At 73.5% G+C, this 18,304-nt stretch carries 17 protein-coding genes; 6 read left to right on the top strand and 11 right to left on the bottom strand.

Going from position 1 to position 18,304, the window contains the following annotated elements:
* Positions 1–99: 99 nt before the first annotated feature.
* Both ACFPM7_RS15025 and ACFPM7_RS15020 read right to left on the bottom strand, forming a co-directional pair.
* Positions 100–1,830 carry a putative bifunctional diguanylate cyclase/phosphodiesterase gene (locus ACFPM7_RS15025; protein WP_378248223.1) on the bottom strand — a complete coding sequence of 577 codons (1,731 nt, stop codon included), beginning with the start codon at positions 1,828–1,830 and terminating at the stop codon, positions 100–102.
* A gap of 61 nt (positions 1,831–1,891) precedes the next feature.
* A complete protein-coding gene (locus tag ACFPM7_RS15020) occupies positions 1,892–2,230 on the bottom strand; it encodes a hypothetical protein (RefSeq protein ID WP_378248222.1) in 339 nt (112 codons plus the stop codon).
* Between the two features lie 66 nt (positions 2,231–2,296).
* Here ACFPM7_RS15020 and ACFPM7_RS15015 point away from each other — a divergent pair, with 66 nt between their 5' ends.
* The gene (locus ACFPM7_RS15015; protein WP_378248221.1) at positions 2,297–3,082 is read left to right on the top strand and encodes a glycerophosphodiester phosphodiesterase family protein; all 786 of its coding nucleotides are present in this window, start codon (positions 2,297–2,299) and stop codon (positions 3,080–3,082) included.
* Between the two features lie 33 nt (positions 3,083–3,115).
* Complete coding sequence (locus tag ACFPM7_RS15010; protein WP_378248220.1) at positions 3,116–3,952, top strand: arylamine N-acetyltransferase family protein; 837 nt, start codon at positions 3,116–3,118, stop codon at positions 3,950–3,952.
* Between the two features lie 77 nt (positions 3,953–4,029).
* Here ACFPM7_RS15010 and ACFPM7_RS15005 read toward each other — a convergent pair whose 3' ends face one another.
* The gene (locus tag ACFPM7_RS15005; RefSeq protein WP_378248219.1) at positions 4,030–4,440 is read right to left on the bottom strand and encodes a VOC family protein; all 411 of its coding nucleotides are present in this window, start codon (positions 4,438–4,440) and stop codon (positions 4,030–4,032) included.
* A 93-nt stretch (positions 4,441–4,533) separates the two neighbouring features.
* Between ACFPM7_RS15005 and ACFPM7_RS15000 the strand changes: the two genes are divergently transcribed.
* Positions 4,534–5,544: a helix-turn-helix transcriptional regulator gene (locus ACFPM7_RS15000; protein ID WP_378248218.1), complete on the top strand. Its 1,011-nt coding sequence runs from the start codon at positions 4,534–4,536 to the stop codon at positions 5,542–5,544.
* Here the strand turns inward: ACFPM7_RS15000 and ACFPM7_RS14995 are convergent.
* Positions 5,461–6,195 carry a transglycosylase family protein gene (locus ACFPM7_RS14995; protein ID WP_378248217.1) on the bottom strand — a complete coding sequence of 245 codons (735 nt, stop codon included), beginning with the start codon at positions 6,193–6,195 and terminating at the stop codon, positions 5,461–5,463. The genes ACFPM7_RS15000 and ACFPM7_RS14995 overlap by 84 nt on opposite strands.
* 186 nt (positions 6,196–6,381) lie before the next feature.
* Between ACFPM7_RS14995 and ACFPM7_RS14990 the strand changes: the two genes are divergently transcribed.
* The 3 genes from ACFPM7_RS14990 (at position 6,382) to ACFPM7_RS14980 (ending at position 9,144) form a co-directional block, all read left to right on the top strand.
* Complete coding sequence (locus ACFPM7_RS14990) at positions 6,382–7,797, top strand: MFS transporter (RefSeq protein WP_378248216.1); 1,416 nt, start codon at positions 6,382–6,384, stop codon at positions 7,795–7,797.
* Between the two features lie 16 nt (positions 7,798–7,813).
* Positions 7,814–8,560: a thymidine kinase gene (locus ACFPM7_RS14985; protein WP_378248215.1), complete on the top strand. Its 747-nt coding sequence runs from the start codon at positions 7,814–7,816 to the stop codon at positions 8,558–8,560.
* A 239-nt stretch (positions 8,561–8,799) separates the two neighbouring features.
* On the top strand, positions 8,800–9,144 hold the full coding sequence (locus ACFPM7_RS14980; RefSeq protein WP_378248214.1) for an RNA polymerase-binding protein RbpA: 345 nt from the start codon (positions 8,800–8,802) through the stop codon (positions 9,142–9,144).
* A gap of 139 nt (positions 9,145–9,283) precedes the next feature.
* Here the strand turns inward: ACFPM7_RS14980 and ACFPM7_RS14975 are convergent, their stop codons facing one another.
* From ACFPM7_RS14975 to ACFPM7_RS14945, 7 genes are all read right to left on the bottom strand, one after another.
* Positions 9,284–10,051: a polyprenol monophosphomannose synthase gene (locus ACFPM7_RS14975; protein ID WP_378248213.1), complete on the bottom strand. Its 768-nt coding sequence runs from the start codon at positions 10,049–10,051 to the stop codon at positions 9,284–9,286.
* 4 nt (positions 10,052–10,055) lie between these two features.
* Positions 10,056–11,645 carry an apolipoprotein N-acyltransferase gene (gene lnt, locus ACFPM7_RS14970; RefSeq protein ID WP_378248212.1) on the bottom strand — a complete coding sequence of 530 codons (1,590 nt, stop codon included), beginning with the start codon at positions 11,643–11,645 and terminating at the stop codon, positions 10,056–10,058.
* 78 nt (positions 11,646–11,723) lie between these two features.
* Complete coding sequence (locus tag ACFPM7_RS14965; protein WP_378248211.1) at positions 11,724–13,799, bottom strand: AMP-binding protein; 2,076 nt, start codon at positions 13,797–13,799, stop codon at positions 11,724–11,726.
* 143 nt (positions 13,800–13,942) lie between these two features.
* Positions 13,943–14,353 carry a 3-aminobutyryl-CoA ammonia lyase gene (gene kal / locus ACFPM7_RS14960; RefSeq protein WP_378248210.1) on the bottom strand — a complete coding sequence of 137 codons (411 nt, stop codon included), beginning with the start codon at positions 14,351–14,353 and terminating at the stop codon, positions 13,943–13,945.
* Positions 14,350–15,120 (bottom strand): lysine 5,6-aminomutase subunit beta, encoded by a 771-nt coding sequence (kamE, locus tag ACFPM7_RS14955; protein WP_378248209.1) that lies wholly within the window; start codon positions 15,118–15,120, stop codon positions 14,350–14,352. The genes kal and kamE overlap by 4 nt, the downstream gene beginning before the upstream one ends.
* On the bottom strand, positions 15,117–16,703 hold the full coding sequence (gene kamD, locus ACFPM7_RS14950) for a lysine 5,6-aminomutase subunit alpha (RefSeq protein WP_378248208.1): 1,587 nt from the start codon (positions 16,701–16,703) through the stop codon (positions 15,117–15,119). The genes kamE and kamD overlap by 4 nt, the downstream gene beginning before the upstream one ends.
* Complete coding sequence (locus tag ACFPM7_RS14945) at positions 16,690–18,300, bottom strand: amidohydrolase (RefSeq protein WP_378248207.1); 1,611 nt, start codon at positions 18,298–18,300, stop codon at positions 16,690–16,692. The genes kamD and ACFPM7_RS14945 overlap by 14 nt, the downstream gene beginning before the upstream one ends.
* Positions 18,301–18,304: the final 4 nt, after the last annotated feature.

Raw genomic sequence — 18,304 nt, 5'->3', positions numbered from 1 at the left:
TCCGTAGTGATCGCGAGTGGGGGGCGGCGCCGAGCGCGCTGTGAACCGTGACGCGCGACGGCCCCGCCCGGGACATCCGGGCGGGGCCGTTCGCTGTGCTCAGGTCTCCAGGGTCTGCAGGTCCTGCATGAGGGTGGGGCGGCGCATCCAGGTGCCCTGGGGGCGGGCGAGCAGCTCGGCGAGCGGTTCGGGTTTGCCGAGGTGGAAGCCCTGGGCGACGCGCACCCCGAGGCGGGAGAGCGCCTCGACCTGGGAGGCGCGCTCGACCCACTCGGCGACCACTGACAGGCCCAGGCCGCGGGCGATCTCGACCAGGCCCTGCACCAGGACGGTGTCGCGGCTGCCGTAGTCGATGCCGTGGATGAACTCGCCGTCGATCTTCAGGCCGGTGATGGGCAGTTCCTTGAGGTGGACGAAGGAGCCGAAGCCGGAGCCGAAGTCGTCCAGGGTGATGCGGCAGCCGGAGGCGCGCAGCTGCTGGGCCAGGCTGCGGGCGGCGTCGAGGTTGGTGACCGCGGCCGTCTCGGTGATCTCGAAGCCGAGGCGGCCGGGTGCCACGCCCGCCGCGGTGAGGCGGTCCAGGACGAAGTCGCCGAAGTCCTCGTCCTCCAGGGTGCGGCCGGAGACGTTGACGTTGAACCGCAGCCCCGGGTAGGGGTGCTCGACCAGGGTCTCGATGGCCTTGCCCGCCACCCAGCGGTCGATCTCGCAGACCAGGTCGCTGCGTTCGGCGGCCAGCAGGAACTCCCCCGGGCCCAGGGTGGGTTCGCGGCCGTCCTCCAAGCGCAGCAGCAGCTCGTGGCCGATGACGCGGCCGCTGGTCAGCTTCACCATGGGCATGGCGTGCAGGGCGAATCCGCCGTGCTTGAGGGCGGCGCGGACGCGTTCGATGACGGTGACCCGCAGCGCGGTGTCCTGGTAGTGGCCCTGCTCGTAGACGGTGGCGCGGTTGCGGCCCGCGGCTTTGGAGGCGTAGAGGGCCATGTCGGCGTTGGCCAGGACCTCCTGCCAGGAGACGCCGGAGTCGAAGGGGGCGATGCCGATGCTGACGGTGATGCGCCCGGCCCCGGCCAGGCCGGTGAGGGGGACGTTGGCGATGGCGTCGCGCAGGCGGTCGGCCACGGCGACGGCGGCGCGCTCGTCGGTGCCGGGCAGCACGGCGGCGAACTCGTCGCCGGAGAGGCGACCGAGGACCTGGCGTGAGCCGATGCGGTCGCGCAGCAGCGAGGCCAGCACGCACATGACCTTGTCGCCGGTGGGATGCCCGTGCAGGTCGTTGACGTCCTTGAAGTGGTCGAGGTCCAGCAGCAGGAACGCCCCGCGCGCGCCCAGGGCCAGCTGGCGCTCCAGCTCGCGGGTCAGGGCGCGGCGGTTGGGCAGCTTGGTCAGCGGGTCCTCGTCGACCAGGCGCAGCAGCTCGTCCTGGCGGGCGGCGAGTCCGCCCGCCTCCAGTTCCCGGGCCCGCCAGTGGGTGACGTCCACGGCGCGGTAGAGCAGGGTGCCGTCGCCCGCTTCGGTGCAGCGCACCTCCAGCCAGCGGTAGCCGTCGGGGCCGGGCATGGGCACGACCGCGCCCATGGCGGTGTCGGTGGCCGGGTCGGTGGCCGAGTCGGAGGCCGGGTCTGTGGCCGGGTCGGCGGTGGTGGGTTCGTCGGGGCTGCCTGCGAGCAGGGCGGTGAGGTCGCGGCCGACCGCCTGGGCGGCGCCGAGGCCGAGCAGCGCGGCCATCGCCGGGTTCACCCACAGCACCCGGCCATGCTCGTCGGTGAGCGCGTAGGCGGTGTCGGTCGCGGCGAGAATCGCCGTCGCGGCGGCGTGGTCGTCGGTCACCCCGTCACCCTCACCCGTTTCTGTGGGGACATGGGCACGTAGGGTAGCGGGCGGGGAGTGCTCAGCGAAGGCGCTCGGCGGCTTTGGCGGCAAACTCGATCTCGGCGGCCAGCGCGGCCAGCTCGTCGCGGGTCGCGCCGTCGCGCACGGCGGTGACCACATCCTCCGCGGCGCAGCGCAGCGCGAAGAGGCGATCCTGCAGGTCGGAGACCTCGGAGGCGGACAGGACGACAGCGTCCTCCGGCAGGCCGCCGCGCTGCACGACGCCGCGGCGCTCGTAGGCGCGCTGGCGGCAGGCCTGCCCGCAGTAGCGGCGCGGACGGCCCGACGCGGCCGCGTCGGGCAGCCCCGAGCCGCACCAGCCGCAGTGCCGCACCCGGCGTGTGTTGACTGCCACCATGGCCGCGACGCTATCCGGCCACCTCAGGTGCACCGCGACGCCACGCCGTTGGGGCACACTCAGCGGGTGCCCACACATGGCTTCCTGACCGGCCCGTACCCGCGGGCGTTCGTGCACCGCGGCTGGCATTGCGACGGCGTGGCGGTCGGCATGGAGAACTCGCTCTCGGCGTTCCGGCGGGCGGTGGCCGAGGGCTACCAGTACCTGGAGACCGATGTGCACGCCACCAGCGACGGGGTGGTGGTGGTGCACCACGACCCGACCCTGGAGCGCACCACCGACTCCGCCGGGCAGGTGGCGGCGCTGCCGTGGTCGACGGTGCGGCGGGCGCGCGTCGGCGGGCGGGAGCCGGTGTCGCGGCTGGAGGACCTGCTGGAGGAGCTGCCCGACGCCTACCTCAACATCGACGTGAAGTCCGACGCCGCGGTGCAGCCGCTGCTGGCGGTGCTGGCGCGCACGGGCGCGGCGGGGCGGGTGTGCGTGGCCTCCTTCTCCGAGGCGCGGCTGGCGCGGGTGCGCAGGCTGGCCGGGCCCGCGGTGCTGACGTCGATGGGCATGCGGGCGCTGGCCGGGTTCTGGGCCTCGGGCAGGCTGCCCGCGTGGCCGTTCGGGCGCTCGCCGAGACGGCCGCCGCTGGCGCAGGTGCCGGTGCGCCACGGCAGGCTGACCGTGGTCGACGCCAGGCTGCTGGCCGCGGCGCGCCGCCGCGGCGGCGAGGTGCACGTGTGGACCATCGACGAGGCGACCGAGATGCACCGGCTGCTGGATCTGGGGGTGGACGGGCTGATGACCGACCAGCCGCAGGTGCTCAAGGACGTGCTGGTCGAACGGGGGCTGTGGGCGCGGGCTTGACCTCCAGCGCGCTGGAGGTGCTCCAGTGGAGCGGTGACCACGACTGCGACTGATCTGGACTACGACCCCGACGCCGCGACCGACTGGGGCGTCGACGGGCTGGACCTGGCCGCCTATCACACCCGGGTGGACCACCCGGAGGTCGCCGAGCCGACGGCGGCGGCGTTGCGCTCCCTGCACGCAGCCCACGTCGCGGCGATCCCGTTCGAGAACGTCGACGTGCTCACCGGCGGGCACCCGGGGGTGCGGTTGGCGGCGGTGGCCGAGAAGCTGGTGGGGCGTCGGCGGGGCGGCTACTGCTTCGAGCATGCGACGCTGTTCGCCGCGGTGCTGGAGCGCTCGGGGTATGTGGTGCGGCGGCGGTTGGCGCGGGTGCACCCGCAGGGGTCGGGGGCGCGCACGCACATGATGCTGCTGGTCGACACCGATGAGGGCCCGCAGCTGGCCGATGTGGGGTTCGGGGCGAGCATGTGGTCGCCGGTGCCGCTGGTCGACGGGGTCGAGGTCGACCAGGCGGGGTGGATGACGCGGATGGTGGCCCTCGGCGACGGGCGGTGGGTGCTGACTCGGCGGGGTCAGGACGGGTGGAGCGCCGAGCACGAGTTCGAGGAGGCGGGGGCGCTGCGCCAGATCGATGTGGAGGTGGCCCACCACTACACCGCCTCGGGTGCGGAGTCGCCGTTCGTGCGGCGGCTGATCGTCAAGCGGCTGGAGCCGGGGATGGCCACGACGCTGCTGGGGCGGGAGCTGACGGTGCGCCATTCCAGTGGTGAGGTGGAGACCCGGGAGGTCGCGGCCGGGGAGCTGGGTGAGCTGCTGGTGGAGTTGGGGATCGAACTCGACGCCGAGGAGCTGGCGGCGGTGCTCTGACGGGGGTGCCCAGAGGGGGGTGCCCGGACCGGCGCTGCCGGGCCGCCGAGGGGGGTGCGGCGGCCCGGCACGCGTGCTCAGGCGGCGACGTCGAGGACCCAGGTGACGCCGAAGCGGTCGGTGAGCATGCCGTAGAGGGGCGACCAGCCCGCCGGGGCGAGGTCCTCGACGATGGTGGCGCCCTCGGACAGGCCCTTCCAGTAGCCGGTGACCTCCTCGGCGTCGGCGCCGCGCACGGAGACGAAGAACGCGCGCTCGCCCGGGTCGAGGGTCTGGTCCTCGCGGACGTCGTAGGCCATGACATGGAAGCCGTTGTCGGCGCGAACCTCGCCCCAGGTGATGCGCTCGGCGTCGGCGGGGTGGCGCACGTTGTTCGCCTGGGCGTAGGTGAACGCGGCGAGGTGGCCGCCGAAAACGCAGCGGTAGAACTCCAGCGCGGCGCGCGCCTGGTCGCGGAAGTTCAGGTGCACTGCGGTGGTGATGCCCATGGGATGACCTCGCGTTTCTTCTGTGCTTGTGAGGACCACTCTCACAGCCGCAGGTGCCAGGTTGTGTCACCTACTTCGGGCAGGGTGGTGGGCATGCAGAAGACCTCCTCCCGACTGCTGTCGCTGCTGTCGCTGCTGCAGAGCCGCCGCGACTGGCCGGGAACGGTGCTCGCCGAGCGGTTGGGCACCAGCCTGCGCACGGTGCGCCGCGACGTCGACCGGCTGCGCGAGCTGGGCTACCCCGTCACCGCGGCCAAGGGCCCCGACGGCGGCTACCGGCTCGGGGCGGGCGCGCAGCTGCCGCCGCTGCTCTTCGACGACGAGCAGGCCGTCGCGCTGACCGTCGCCCTGCAGGTCGCCTCGGGGGACAGCGGGCTCGGGGAGGCGTCGGCGCGGGCGCTGGCCACCGTGCGGCAGGTGCTGCCCGCCCGGCTGCGCCACCGCGTCGACGCCGTGCGGGTGAGCGCGGTGGGCGGGCGCCAGGAGCCGGTGGACGGGGCGGTGCTGCTGGCGATCGGGGAGGCGGTGCGCGCCCGGGAGGTGCTGCACGTGGACTACCGCGGCCCGGATGGTCCGCCGCGGCGGGTGCAGCCGCACCACCTGGTCAGCCGGGGCGGGCGCTGGTACCTGGTGGGGTTCGACCTCGACCGCGGCGACTGGCGGGTCTTCCGCGTGGACCGGCTCGCCCTCCGGGTGCCGAACGGGCCGCGGTTCGTCCCGCGCGAGGTGCCCGGCGGGGATGTGGCGGCGTTCGTGCTCGGGAGGTTCCGGGGGTCGGCGGACGGCGGGTGGCCGTGCCGGGGGACGGTGGTGCTCGGGCTGCCCGCCGCGCGGGTCGCGCCGTTCGCCGGGGATGGAGTGGTCGAGGAGCTGGGGCCGAGGCGGTGCTCGCTGGTGGCGGGGTCGTGGTCGTGGGTGGCGCTGGCGGCCTCGCTCGGGCGGTTCGACGCCGAGGTCGAGGTGGTGGAACCGGTGGAGCTGGTCGCGGCGTTCGCGCTGCTGGCCGAGCGGTTCGCCAGGTCAGGGGCGCTTGCCGGTCCAGGCGGCGCGCCAGGTGCGGGGGCCGAGTCGGCCGGTGTCGGGGATGCCGTTGGCCCGCTGTAGGGCCAGCACGGCGGTGCGGGTCTCGGCGTAGTAGCAGCCGCTGCCCTGGAAGGTGTAGCCGTGGGTGTTCATGCGCAGCTGCCAGGTGCGCAGCGCGGGGGCGCAGTCGCCGTACTCGTAGACCACGCCGGGCCAGGGCGGGACGCCCGGTGCCTGCGGGGCCGGGGGGCCGCCGCCGATGTAGGCGGATTCGGCGTAGGTGGGGACGCGGCGGCTGCGGGCGTCGGCGTCCGGGCGCAGGCCGAGCTTGGCCGCGCAGGTCCAGGGCTGCCAGCCGCGCATGCGGTAGAGGTACAGGGCGCGGTGGTCCTGCTCGGCGGGGGTGGCCTGGTGGGGGTAGCCGGTGCCGCCGACGCTGCGCCAGGTGGGCAGGTCGAACTGGTAGGCGCCGTAGTAGCCGTTGCCGGTGTTGATCGGGTAGCGGTTGGTCGACTCGCACATGCGCAGGCGCGACCAGTCCCCCGGCGCGGGGTCGGCTGAGGCTGTGGCGGGCAGCAGCAGCAGCAGCAGGGCGAGGGTGGTGGCGAGTATCCGGCCCCCCGCCGCCAGGTTGTGTCGGCGGGAGGGGGTGGGGCCAGGGGAAGCGGGGGGCTGTGGACAGTCGGCGACCGGGTGGGGGTGATCCTTTGTGCACAGCCGTTGACCTGCCATGACAGTGACCGTAGGGAGTGGACGGTGGGCTCACAACCGCACCACCCGCCTCAGGGGTCACCCGGTCGGGTGGGTGCAACGTTTGGGACTCGGCCACCGCCTGGCCACCGCCGGTCGGTGATCGGGCCAGTAGTCTCCCCGCGTGCCGGGCGGTGATCTCGGCGCGGGATCGTGCGGAGGGGCCCAGTGAGCATCGTCGATGAGACGTCCGACCCGGTGGCGCGCAAGCGCGAGCAGCGGGGGTGGATCTGGTACGACTTCGCCAACTCGGTGTTCCCCACCTCGGTGATCACGGTGTTCGGGTCGCTCTACCTGACCGCGGTGGCCGGGGACGCGGCGCTGGCCGACACCGCGCTCAACGGGCCGACGCCGTGCGTGGACGCGGCAGGGCAGGCCAGCAAGCTGGTCAACTGCGACATCAGCCTGTTCGGGATGGAGTTCGCCGCCGGGTCGCTGTGGGGGTTCCTGCTCTCCTTCGCCACCGTCGTCCAGGTGCTGGTGGTGCCGGTGGTGGGGGCCATCGCCGACCGGTCCTCGCGCAAGCGGGCGATGCTGGGGTCCTTCGCCTTCGGCGGGGCCGCGGTCACCATGGCGATCGGGCTGGTGGCGGGCACCAACTGGGAACTCGGCGTGCTGCTGTTCGTGCTGGGCAACATCGGCTACGGCACGTCGGTGGCCATCTACTACTCGTTCATCCCCGAGATCGCCACCGCCGACGAGCGCGACGCGCTGTCCACGCGCGGGTGGGCCTTCGGCTACCTCGGCGGCGGCATCGCGCTCGGGCTGCAGCTGGTGCTGGTGATCTTCGGCGAGAACTTCGGCGTGGACGCCGGGACAGCGGCGCGCATCGCGTTCCTGACCTCCGGGATCTGGTGGGCGGTGTTCACCCTGATCCCGCTGCGGGCGCTGCGCGACCACGTGCCCGCAGCGGCCGCCGAGCCGCGACAGGGATCGGTCATCACCGCCGGGTTCAAGGAGCTGGGCTCCACGCTGCGCGACGCGCGCCGCTTCCCGCTGACGCTGGCCTTCCTCGGCACCTACCTGATCTACACCGACGGCATCGCCTCGGTGGCGAACCTGTCGGCGCAGTACGGCAGCGAGGAGCTGAGGTTCGAGGACGAGGTGCTGATCACCACGATCCTCATCGTGCAGTTCGTGGCGTTCATCGGCGGGGTGCTGCACGGGCGCCTGGCGCGGGTGTTCGGCACGAAGCGCACCATCATGGGCAGCCTGCTGGTGTGGGTGGTGGTGCTGTGCCTGGCCTACTTCGTGCAGGCCGGGCAGGAGTTGCAGTTCTACGCCCTCGCGGGCGGCATCGGGCTGGTGCTGGGCGGGACGAACGCGCTGTCGCGGTCGCTGTTCTCGCACATGATCCCGCCGGGCAAGCAGGCCCAGTACTACTCCATCTACGAGGTCGGCGAGCGCGCCACCTCGTGGCTGGGGCCGCTGCTGTTCGCCGTCACCGCCAGCTCCACCGGCTCCTACCGCTACGCGATCCTCTCCCTCATCGCGTTCTTCGTCATCGGGTTCGTGCTGCTGTACTTCGTGCCCGTGAAGCGGGCCATCGAAGCGGTGGGCAACCCCGTGCCGAACAAGCTGTGATCTAGGGTCAGGGCCCGTGACCGCTACCAGCCCCGACGCCGACCCCACCGACGCGCTCTCGCCCGCCCCGCGCGAGCTGCCCGCGGTGGGTCGGGTGCGCTTCTACTACGGCCCGATGGACTGCGGGAAGTCGACCCTGGCGCTGCAGGTCGACCACAACCAGTCGCGGCAGGGCCGCCAAGGGCTGCGGCTGGTCTCGCGCGATCGCTCCGGGCAGCCGCGCATCTCCAGCCGTATCGGCATCACCCGCCAGGCGCTGGAGCTGGACGCAGGCACCGACCTGCGCGAGCTGGTGCGGCAGCGGTGGGCGGGCGGCGCGCGGGTGGACTACCTGATCGTCGACGAGGCCCAGTTCCTCGAACCCGCCCAGGTCGACCAGCTGGCCGAGCTGGCCGACGACAACCAGGTCGACGTGTACTGCTTCGGCCTGGCCACCGACTTCCGCAGCGTGCTGTTCCCCGGGGCGGCGCGGCTGGTGGAGCTGGCCGACGAGCTGCGCCCGGTGCAGGTGGAGGTGCTGTGCTGGTGCGGGCTCCCGGCCCGGTTCAACGCGCGGGTGGCCGCCGGGCGCATCGTGCGCGACGGCGACACCGTCCTCGTCGCCGACACCGCCCCGGTGCCGGAGGACTCCGGCACACAGCGTGATGTCGGTGAATCCAGCACTGCCACCACGGTGCGTTACCAAGTGTTGTGCAGACGTCACTATCGCCTGGGGGACCTCGGGGTGACCCCCGAAGTGCAGGGGCAATTGTCCTTCGCGTGATCGCAACTGTCCCGTCACCCACCTCCCCCAGGGGGGTGATCTCAGGCGGGCGTTTGTGCGATAACGCGTCATGGACCCGGCGCGGTGGCATCCCTAGGGTGGATGCTGTTGTTGACGGGTGAAACTTGTCACCCTGCGCGATGGTGATGGGTACTCGGGAATCATCTACCCGCTACGGTCGTTGCACAGGGTGAGCAAGACCCGGGCTCCGTACATCGGGCCGAGTGAAAGGACGCACCATGGCCGACCGTGTGCTTCGTGGTAGCCGGCTGGGGGCGGTCAGCTACGAGACCGACCGCAACCACGACCTCGCCCCGCGCCGAACGGTCAGGTACGCCTGCCCCAAGGACCACGACTTTGAAGTGCCCTTCTCCGACGACGCCGAGATCCCCCCGATCTGGGAGTGCCGCCTGCACGGCCTGGAGTCGAAGATGCTCGACGGCAACGAGCCGGAGCCGAAGAAGGCCAAGCCCCCGCGCACCCACTGGGACATGCTGCTGGAGCGCCGCTCCATCCCGGAGCTGGAGGAGCTGCTCACCGAGCGCCTCGCCGAGCTGAAGGGCCGCCGCAGCCGCAGCGCCTGACCAACCGCCCCACCCCAGACGACGGCCGCCCGGCCACCCCCCTGCCGGGCGGCCGTCTCGCGCGCGCGGACAGCGGAGGGTGGGGCCGGACGGGTGCCCCGGTTCCGGGACCTGGAGCGGAACACCCGTCCGGGGTCTCTCAGCGGCGCTTGAGCAGCGCCTTGACCTGTGTGCCGCGGCGGCGCAGGCCCCACTTGGTGACCCGCAGCAGCGCCTCGCGCACGATGTTGCCGCTCATCTTCGACTCGCCGCGCTCGCGCTCCACGAACGTGATCGGCACCTCGCGGACGGTGAACCCTGCCTCGATGGTGCGCCACGCCAGGTCGACCTGGAAGCAGTAGCCCTGCGAGGCCACGTTGTGCAGCTTCAGCTTCTCCAGCACCGCCCGGCGGAACGCGCGGTAGCCGCCGGTGATGTCACGCACCCGGGTGCCCAGCGCCAGCTGGCAGTACACGTTGCCGCCGCGGGAGAGCACCTGGCGGCTCAGCGGCCAGTTCACCGTCTTGCCGCCGCGCACGTAGCGCGAGCCCAGCGCCAGGTCGGCGTCCTTGAGGGCCTCCAGCAGCCGCGGCAGGTCCTCGGGGGCGTGGCTGCCGTCGGCGTCCATCTCCACCACCACGGCGTACTCGCGCTCCAGCGCCCAGGTGAACCCGGCGATGTAGGCCGCGCCCAGGCCCGCCTTCTCGGTGCGGTGCAGCACGTGCACGCGCTCGTCGGCGGCGGCCATCGCGTCGGCGATGTCGCCGGTGCCGTCCGGGCTGCCGTCGTCGACCACCAGCACGTGGGCGGCGGGCAGGGCCCCGTGCAGCCGCTCCACGATCGGCCCGATGTTCTCGCGCTCGTTGTAGGTGGGGATCACCACCAGCACGGGGTCGAGCGGGCCGTGATCGGGCAGCTGCTCGGCCATAGGGTCAGGTCCTCTCCTCGGCGGCGTCGGCACCGGGCGCCTGCGGACGGCGGGATCGGCGACCCGCCACCGCGGCGAATGCGACGGCGGCCAACCCCAGCACCGCCATGACCCGCTCGGGCCACGCACCCAGTCGGTCCGCCATCGTAGTCGCCGTGCGCAGCGGCACGCGCTCGACCAGCGCGTCCGGGGTGAACATGCCAGTGGAGGACATGATCGACCCGTCCGGGGCGACGATCGCCGAGACCCCGGAGGTGGCGGCGACCACGACGGCGCGGCCGTGCTCGACGGCCCGGACGCGGTCCATGGCCAGCTGCTGGTAGGTCATCTCGGTGCGGCCGAAGGTGGCGTTGTTGGTGGGAACGGCCATCAGGTTCGCGCCCAGGGCGACGTTCTCCCGGACGACGTCGTCGAAGGCGACCTCGTAGCAGGTGGCGACCGCCAGGCGGACCTGTCCGGCGCCGGTGGGCACGGTGAAGATGTGCGGGCCGGTCCCGGCGCGGAAGTTGTTGGCGCGGTCGACGTAGTCGGTGAACAGGCGGAAGAACTCGCGCATCGGCATCGTCTCGCCGAACGGTTGCAGCTGGCGCTTGGTGTACTCGTCGATGGGGCCGTCCTGCGGGGTCCACAGGATGACGGTGTTGCGGGGGCGGCGGTCGGGGTCGACCAGGACCGCGCCCACGGCGATCGGGACGCCGACCGCGCGGGCGGCGCGGTCGATGGCGGCGCGGGCGTCGGCGTTGCGGTAGGGGTCGATGTCGGAGGAGTTCTCCGGCCAGATCACCAGGTCCGGCCGGGGGGCGCGGCCCGCGACGACGTCGGCGGCCAGCTGCTCGGTGCGGCGGACGTGGTTGTCCAGGACGGCGCGGCGCTGGGAGTTGAAGTCCAGGCCCGCGCGGGGGACGTTGCCCTGGATGGCGGCGACGGTGATCTCGCCGTCCTGGGCATCGACGCCGACCAGGGGCCGGTAGGCCAGGCCCGCCAGCAGCGGCGCCAGCACGGCCAGGGCGATCAGCGGGCGGCGGGTCAGGGCGAGGGTGGCGGCGGCGAAGCCGGTGAGGGTGACGGCGAAGGCGATGAGCGGGGTGCCGCCGAGGGCGGCCAGCGGCAGGTACCAGCCCTCGGGCTGGCTGAAGGCGACCTTGCCCCACGGGAACCCGCCGAAGGGGAACACCGAGCGCAGCCACTCCCCCGCCACCCACACCAGCGCCGCCCACAGCGGCCAGGCCGCGAGCCTGCCGACGGCGGCGATGCCCGCGGTCGACAGCGCCACCAGCAGCGCCTGCACCGCGGCCAGCGGCAGCCAGGCGACGAGGCCGACGAACTCGCCGGTCCAGGCCAGCAGCGGGGTCATCATGCCCATGCCGAAGACGAAGCCGTAGCCGAACCCGGCGCGCGCCCTGGCGTGGCGCAGCAGCAGGCCGAGGACGGCGAACCCGATGGGCGCCAGCCACCAGGTGGAGCGCGGCGGGTAGGCCAGGAACACCGCGAACCCGCCCGCGAGGGCGGCCGCGGTGCGGGCGAGGACCAGCAGGCGGGCGCGGTGCGCCGTCGGGGGCTGGTCGGCGGTGTCGGGGAGGGCGGGAGCGGACACGGGGGAAGCCTAGGCCGTGTGGGGGCGGTGAACCGGCGGGGTCAGAGCTGCCCTCGGGGCCTGCCCTCGGGCCTGCCCTCAGACCTGCTCGGTGAGCAGGTCCTTGACGACCTTGCCGGTGGCGTTGCGGGGAACGTGTGGGACGAAGACGACGTCGCGGGGCACCGAGTAGCGCTCCAGGTGGGCGTGGACGTAGTCGCGGATCTCGGTGGCGTGCAGGCGGGCGCCGGGCTTGAGGGCGACGAAGGCGGCGAAGCGCTGTCCGTAGTCGGGGTCGTGCACGCCGACGACGGCGGCGTCCAGGACGCCGTCGATGCTCATGAGCAGGTCTTCGACCGGGCGGGGGAAGACGTTCTCGCCGCCGGAGACGATCATGTCGTCGTCGCGGCCGGAGACGAAGAGGCGGCCGTCGGCGTCGAGGTAGCCGCGGTCGCCGGTGACCATGAGGTCGTCGTGCATCTCGCAGGTGGTGTCGTCGGTGTAGCCCTCGAAGAGCATGTCGTTGGCCACGGCGATGCGGCCGACGACGCCGGGGGGCTGGGGGTGGCCGCGGGCGTCGAGGATGCCGACCTTGGTGCCCAGCGGGCAGCGGCCCGCGGTGGTGGGGGCGGCGCGCAGGTCGGCGGGGTCGGCGATGCTGGCCCAGGAGACCTCGGTGGAGCCGTAGAGGTTGTAGAGGATGTCGCCGAAGGTGTCCATGAAGGCGGTGACGAGCGCGCCGGGCAGGGCGGAGCCGCTGGAGGCGACCACGCGCAGGCTGGAGGTGTCGTAGCGGGCGCGGACGTGGGCGGGCAGGTCGAGCAGGCGCTGGAGCATGACGGGGACGGCGATGAGGCTGGTGCAGCGGTGCTCGGCGATGGCGGCGAGGGTGGCTTCGGCGTCGAAGCGGCGCTGCAGGACGAGGGTGGCGCGCAGCGGGTTGGACAGTTGCAGGGCGGCCAGGCCCCAGGTGTGGAAGAGGGGGGCGGCCACGAGCATGCGTTCGCCGGCGCGCAGCGGGATGCGGGAGAGCACGGAGGCGGCCACGGACAGGCCGGGCGGGTTGCGGCGGCGGGCGCCCTTGGGGACGCCGGTGGTGCCGGAGGTCAGGACGATGACGCGGCCGGGGGTGCGCGGCGGGGGCAGCGGTGTGGTGGCGCCCTGTTCGATGAGGTGCTCGACGGTGAGGTCGCCCGCGGCGGCGCTCCAGGTGGAGATGTAGCGCAGGGTGTCGGGCAGGTGGTGGAAGAGGGGGGCGAACTCGTCGTCGGCGAGCAGGGCGACGGGGCGGTGGCGTTCGACCACGTCGGCGACCTGGTCGGCGGAGAGGCCGGTGTTGAGCAGCAGGACGTCGGCGCCGAGTTTGCCGCAGGCGATGGCGGCCTCGGGGAGGGCGGCGTGGTTGCGGCACATGACCGCGACGCGGCGCCCGGCGCGCACGCCGCGGTCGGCGAGGGCGTTGGCCAGGCGGGTGCTGCGGCGGTCGAGGTCGGTGTAGGTGCGGGGGCCGCGTTCGTCCACGAGCGCGATGGCGGTGGGGTCGGTGAGCAGCGCCGAGCGCAGTCCGCCCGCCAGGGTGGCGCCCCAGCGGGCGACGGTGGCCAGTTGGCGGGCGACGGTGGCGGGGCGGGCGGGGTTGATGACCCCGGCGCGGGTGAGCACGCGCAGCGCCGAGACCGAGCCGCCGCCGCGGGCGGTGGCGTCGATGCGGGTGGGTGAGACGGTGACGGCGCGCCCGGCGAGCTGGTCGGCGATGAGGGAGAGGGCGCGGCGGACGCGCTTGCGCAGCCAGGCCGGGGTCAGGGCGGTGCCCGCGGTGAGGGATTCGGGCAGGGAGAGCACGACCTGCACGGTGGTGGCGCGGCCGCGGTCGGTGGGGGTCAGGCGCAGGCTGAGGTGTCCGCCCTGCCAGTGCGGGCCGACGAGGACGAGGTGTTCGCCGGGGCGGTGCACCAGGACGGTGACCTCGTCGGCGACGGGGGCGCTGGTGCGGGTGGCGGCGTAGCGGGCGCGGTAGCGGGCGCCTTTGCCGGAGGGGACGCCCGTGCCCGCCGGTTCGCACGCGGTGATCTCGCGGGCGAACCGGGGGTAGAGGACGGGGTCGCCGATGAGCTCCCACACCGCGTGCGCCGGGTGGTGCATGGTGTGGTCGATCTCGACGATCTCGGTGGACATGGTCCTCCGCAACAGCGTGCCCTGAACGTGGTTGTGGCTCAGGTTGTTATCAGCGAAGGACCGGCCGGGGCAAGCCTGTCGTAGCCCGTTCGGAGCAACGACGGGCAAGATCACTCACTCGGCGCAGTGAAAAAGTGACACGATTACTCACTATCGGGGGATTGTGGGGGGACCACGACGGTTCCCCGGGCGGTGGTGACGATCAGCGGGGGGTCCAGCACGTCGGCCGCCGACGGGCCCCGGTCCGGGGCCGCGCGGCACACCACGCGGGCCTCGAAGTCGATCTCGCGCGAGCGGGTGCCGACGCGCACGACCGTGGCGGTGGCCTCGATGACGTCCCCGGCCTGGACGGGCGCGGTGAACGCGACCTGGCTGTAGCCGGCGAAGAGTCCTTCGTCGCCGTCGGCGCGCACACACAGCTCGGTGGCGACGTCGCCGAACATGCCCAGGCCGTAGGCGCCGTCAACGAGGCTGCCGCCGTAGTGGGCGTGGCTGTGGGGCACGTAGCGGCGGTGGGTGACGCTCAGGCCGACGACGGCTCGGGTGCTGCTCATGCGGGGACGGGTTCCTTCCTGGGGGTGAGGGCATGCACGAGGTAGCTGGCGACCTCGCCGGGCGTGGTGCCGCGGCCGAAGACCCGGTCGACGCCGAGCTCGCCGGCCATCAGCGGGTCGAAGCGCGGCCCGCCCGCGACCAGCAGCGGCTTGCGCTCGCCCATCGCCTCGCGGAAGGCCGCCGACATCTCCTGGGTGTTGAGGATGTGGGCGTCGCGCTGGGTGACGACCTGGGAGATCAGCACCGCGTCGGCCTTCTCACCGCGGGCGCGCTTGACCAGCTCGGGCACGGTGACCTGCGCGCCGAGGTTGATGACGCGCAGCTCGCGGTAGTACTCCAGGCCCTTCTCCCCGGCGAAGCCCTTGATGTTGAGGATGGCGTCGATGCCGACGGTGTGGGCGTCGGTGCCGATGCACGCGCCCACCACCACCAGCTTGCGGCGCATCCCCCTCTTGACCGCGGTGTTCACCTCGCCCGGGGTGAGCATCGGGTACTCGCGCTCGACCACGGTGACGGCGTCCATGTCGACGATGTGGGAGACCGAGCCGTAGACGACGAAGAAGCTGAACTTGTCGCCGATGGGGTGCGAGTGCACGACCAGCGCGGGGTCGATGCCCATCTTGTTGGCCAGCTGCTGGGCCGCGCCGTCGGCGTGCGGGCCGTGCGGCACGGGCAGGGTGAAGGACAGCTGGACCATGCCGTCGCCGGTGGTGTCGCCGTAGGGGCGCAGGTGGCGGGGGGTGGTCGGCTCGCTCGGCCGGCTCATCGGGTGGCACCTTCCTCCTGCTGAGCCTCCAGCAGGTCAGTGGCGGGATTGCGGTAGCCCTCGGCTTTGGTGATGACGCCGTCGGCGCCCTTGCCCGCGTCGGCCGGGCGCTTCATCAGGCCGAAGGTGCCCTTGGCGATCGCGTCCAGCAGTCCCTGATCGCAGATGCGGTCCAGCAGGTCAACGGCCTCGCCGAGCACCTGGTGGGCGCGCTTGGCGATGAACCCGTCCGGGGCGGGCCGGAAGTCCTCGCTCAGGTTCCCGGCCGCCTCCAGCACGTAGCGCACGTTGGACAGCGCCAGGTCGCGGTCGGACAGGAACGGGGTGACCACCGCCTCGGTCATCATGCCGACGAGCAGGATCGACTGGCCGGTGAGCACCCCGGCGAGGTTGAAGAACCCGTCGAGCAGGTAGCCGTCGAAGACGTTGCCGGTCATGTGCTTGGTCGGCGGCATCCACTTCAGCGGCGCGTCGGGGAACAGCTCGCGCGCGAGCAGGGCGTGGGCCAGCTCCAGGCGGAAGGAGTCGGGCACCTTCGGGTTGATCTCGAAGGCGTGGCCCAGGCCCAGCAGTTCGTCGGGCAGCCCGGCCTCGTGGGCGAAGTGCTCGTTGAGCAGCTGGGAGACGGTGACGGTGTGGGCGGCGTCGACGGCGTCGTCGGTGGTGAGGTAGTTGTCCTCGCCGGTGTTGATGATGATCCCGGCGCGGGCGTGGACCTGGCGGGAGAAGCGCTGGTCCACGAAGGTGCGGATCGGGTTGATGTCGCGGAAGAGGATGCCGTACATGGAGTCGTTGAGCATCATGTCCAGCCGCTGCAGCCCGGCCAGCACCGCGATCTCGGGCATGCACAGCCCGGAGGCGTAGTTGGTGACGCGCACGTAGCGGCCGACCTCCTTGGACACCTCGTCCATGGCGGCGCGCATGATGCGGAAGTTCTCCTGCGTGGCGTAGGTCCCGGCGAACCCGTGGTGGGTGGCGCCCTCGGGGACGTAGTCCAGCAGCGACTGCCCGGTGGAGCGGATGACGGCGATGATGTCGGCCCCGGCGCGCGCGGCGTTGGCGGCCTGGACGACGTCCTCATCGATGTCGCCGGTGGCGACGATGAGGTAGATCCACGGCCGCCGGGGCGGGTCGCCGAGCTTGCCGATGAGCTTGTCGCGCTGGACGCGGTTGCGGTCCACGGTGCGCAGGCCGCGGGCCACGGCGGTGCGGGCGGCCTTGGCGGCGCGGGTGGCGTCGCGGCCCTCGGGCAGCCGGTAGGTGATCTGCCCGGCGGCGGTGGCCTCGGCCAGCTCGGTGAGCGAGCCGAGGTCGTGCTCGCGCAGGGCGTGGAAGACCGGCAGCACGACGCCGTGCTCCAGGCCGCAGTGCTCGCGGACGGTGTCCACGACGCGGTTGACCCACGGCACGTCACCGGCGCGGTGGGTGGTGTCGGCGCCGGTGATGCCCGCCAGGCGCAGGGTGGCGCGCTCGACGGCGACGGTGGTGTGGGCGCGGGCGATGTCCACGACCGGTGCGGCGGCGCGCGCGGCGAGTTCGCGCGCGTGCGCCACGACCTTCGGGTCCAGGTCAAGCAGGGGCATGGTCCTCCTGTCGGTCGTAGAGCGTCCGGCCGCGCAGCACCGTGCGCAGGCAGGTCGGCAGCGGCGCGCCGGGGTCAAGGCGCGGCAGTGCCGGGACGCGCGAGCGCGGGTCGGTGGACCAGCGCTGCACGCGGCTGTCGGGGGCGGCGGTCACCAGGTCGGGGGCCTCCCACACGGCGTAGGTGGCGGGCGCGCCGGGGTGCAGCGTGCCGGTGAGGCCGTCGTCGATCCCGGCGGCGCGCCAGCCGCCGCGGGTGTGGGCGGTGAACGCCGCGCGGGGGGACAGTCCCGCGCCGTCGGTGCGGTGGTGCACGGCGGCGCGGACGGCGGCCCACGGGTCGACGGCGGTGACGGGGGCATCCGAGCCCAGGGCGAGGACGATCCCGGCGGCGGCGAGGCGGGCGAAGGGGTTGAGGGCGGTGCCGCGCTCGACGCCGAGGCGGGCGGCGTACATGCCGTCGGGTCCGCCCCAGTGGTGGTCGAACAGCGGCTGCACGGAGGCGACCACGCCCCACTGGGCGAGCTGGGCGGCCTGCTCGGCGTCGACCATCTCCAGGTGTTCCAGGCGGTGGCGGGCGGCGGCGAGGGCGAAGCGCCCGACGTGCTGTTCGGCCTCGGCGAACCCGGCGATGACGGCGGCCACGGCGGCGTCGCCGATGACGTGGAACCCGGCCTGCACCCCGGCTTCGGTGCAGGCGCGCAGGTGCTCGGCGATGGCGTGCGGGTCGAGGTAGAGCGCGCCGCTGGTGTGCGGGGCGTCGGCGTAGGGGGTGTGCAGGGCGGCGGTGCGCGAACCGAGGGCGCCGTCGACGAAGAGGTCCCCGGCCAGGCCGCGCACGCGGTGGGTGGCGGCCAGGGCGGGGTCGCCGCGTTCGCCCCAGTAGCCGACGACCTCGGGGACGTCGCCGGTGATGGCCAGCAGGGCGGCGAGGTCCTCGGCGCCGGAGATGTCGGGTCCGGCGCACTCGTGCACGGCGGCGATGCCCATGGCGGCGGCGTGGCGCAGGAAGGCGTGCTGGGCCTCGGCGCGCTGGGCCTCGGTGATGGCGTCGCGGGCGGCGCGGCGGGCGTGGTGGTGGGCCTCGCGGGTGAGCGGGCCCTCAGGGCTGTGGCCGTCGGCGGTGCGCGCCTCGGGGGCCCGGTCGAGCAGGGCGCTGGAGCAGACCGCGGAGTGCACGTCGACGCGGGAGAGGTAGACGGGCGCGCCGTCGGCGGCGGCGTCGACCTCGGCGCGGGTCGGGGGGCGGTTCTCGGGCCAGCGGGTCTCGTCCCAGCCGTGGCCCCACACCGCGGCGCGGCCGTGGCGGCGCACGTGCGCGGCGAGGGCGTCGAGGGCGGCGGCCAGGGTGGGGACGCCGGTGAGGTCCAGGCCGGTGCGCAGCAGTCCGGCGCTGGTGGCGTGCACGTGCGCGTCGACGAAGGCGGGCGCGACGAAGGCGCCGTCGAGGCGCACGTGCTCGTCGGCGTCGCCGTGCAGGGCTTCGCCGACGGAGTCCTGGCCGAGCCAGACGACGACGCCGTCGGCCACGGCCATGGCCGTGGCGTGCGGGTCGGCGGGCGAGTGGACACGGCCGCCGGTGAGGAGCGTGGTGGTCACGGGG

It is taken from the genome of Actinokineospora guangxiensis, assembly GCF_042657845.1.
GTDB lineage: Bacteria > Actinomycetota > Actinomycetes > Mycobacteriales > Pseudonocardiaceae > Actinokineospora > Actinokineospora guangxiensis.
Note: the sequence above shows the minus strand (reverse complement) of the source record. Positions and strands in the feature narration are given on the sequence as shown.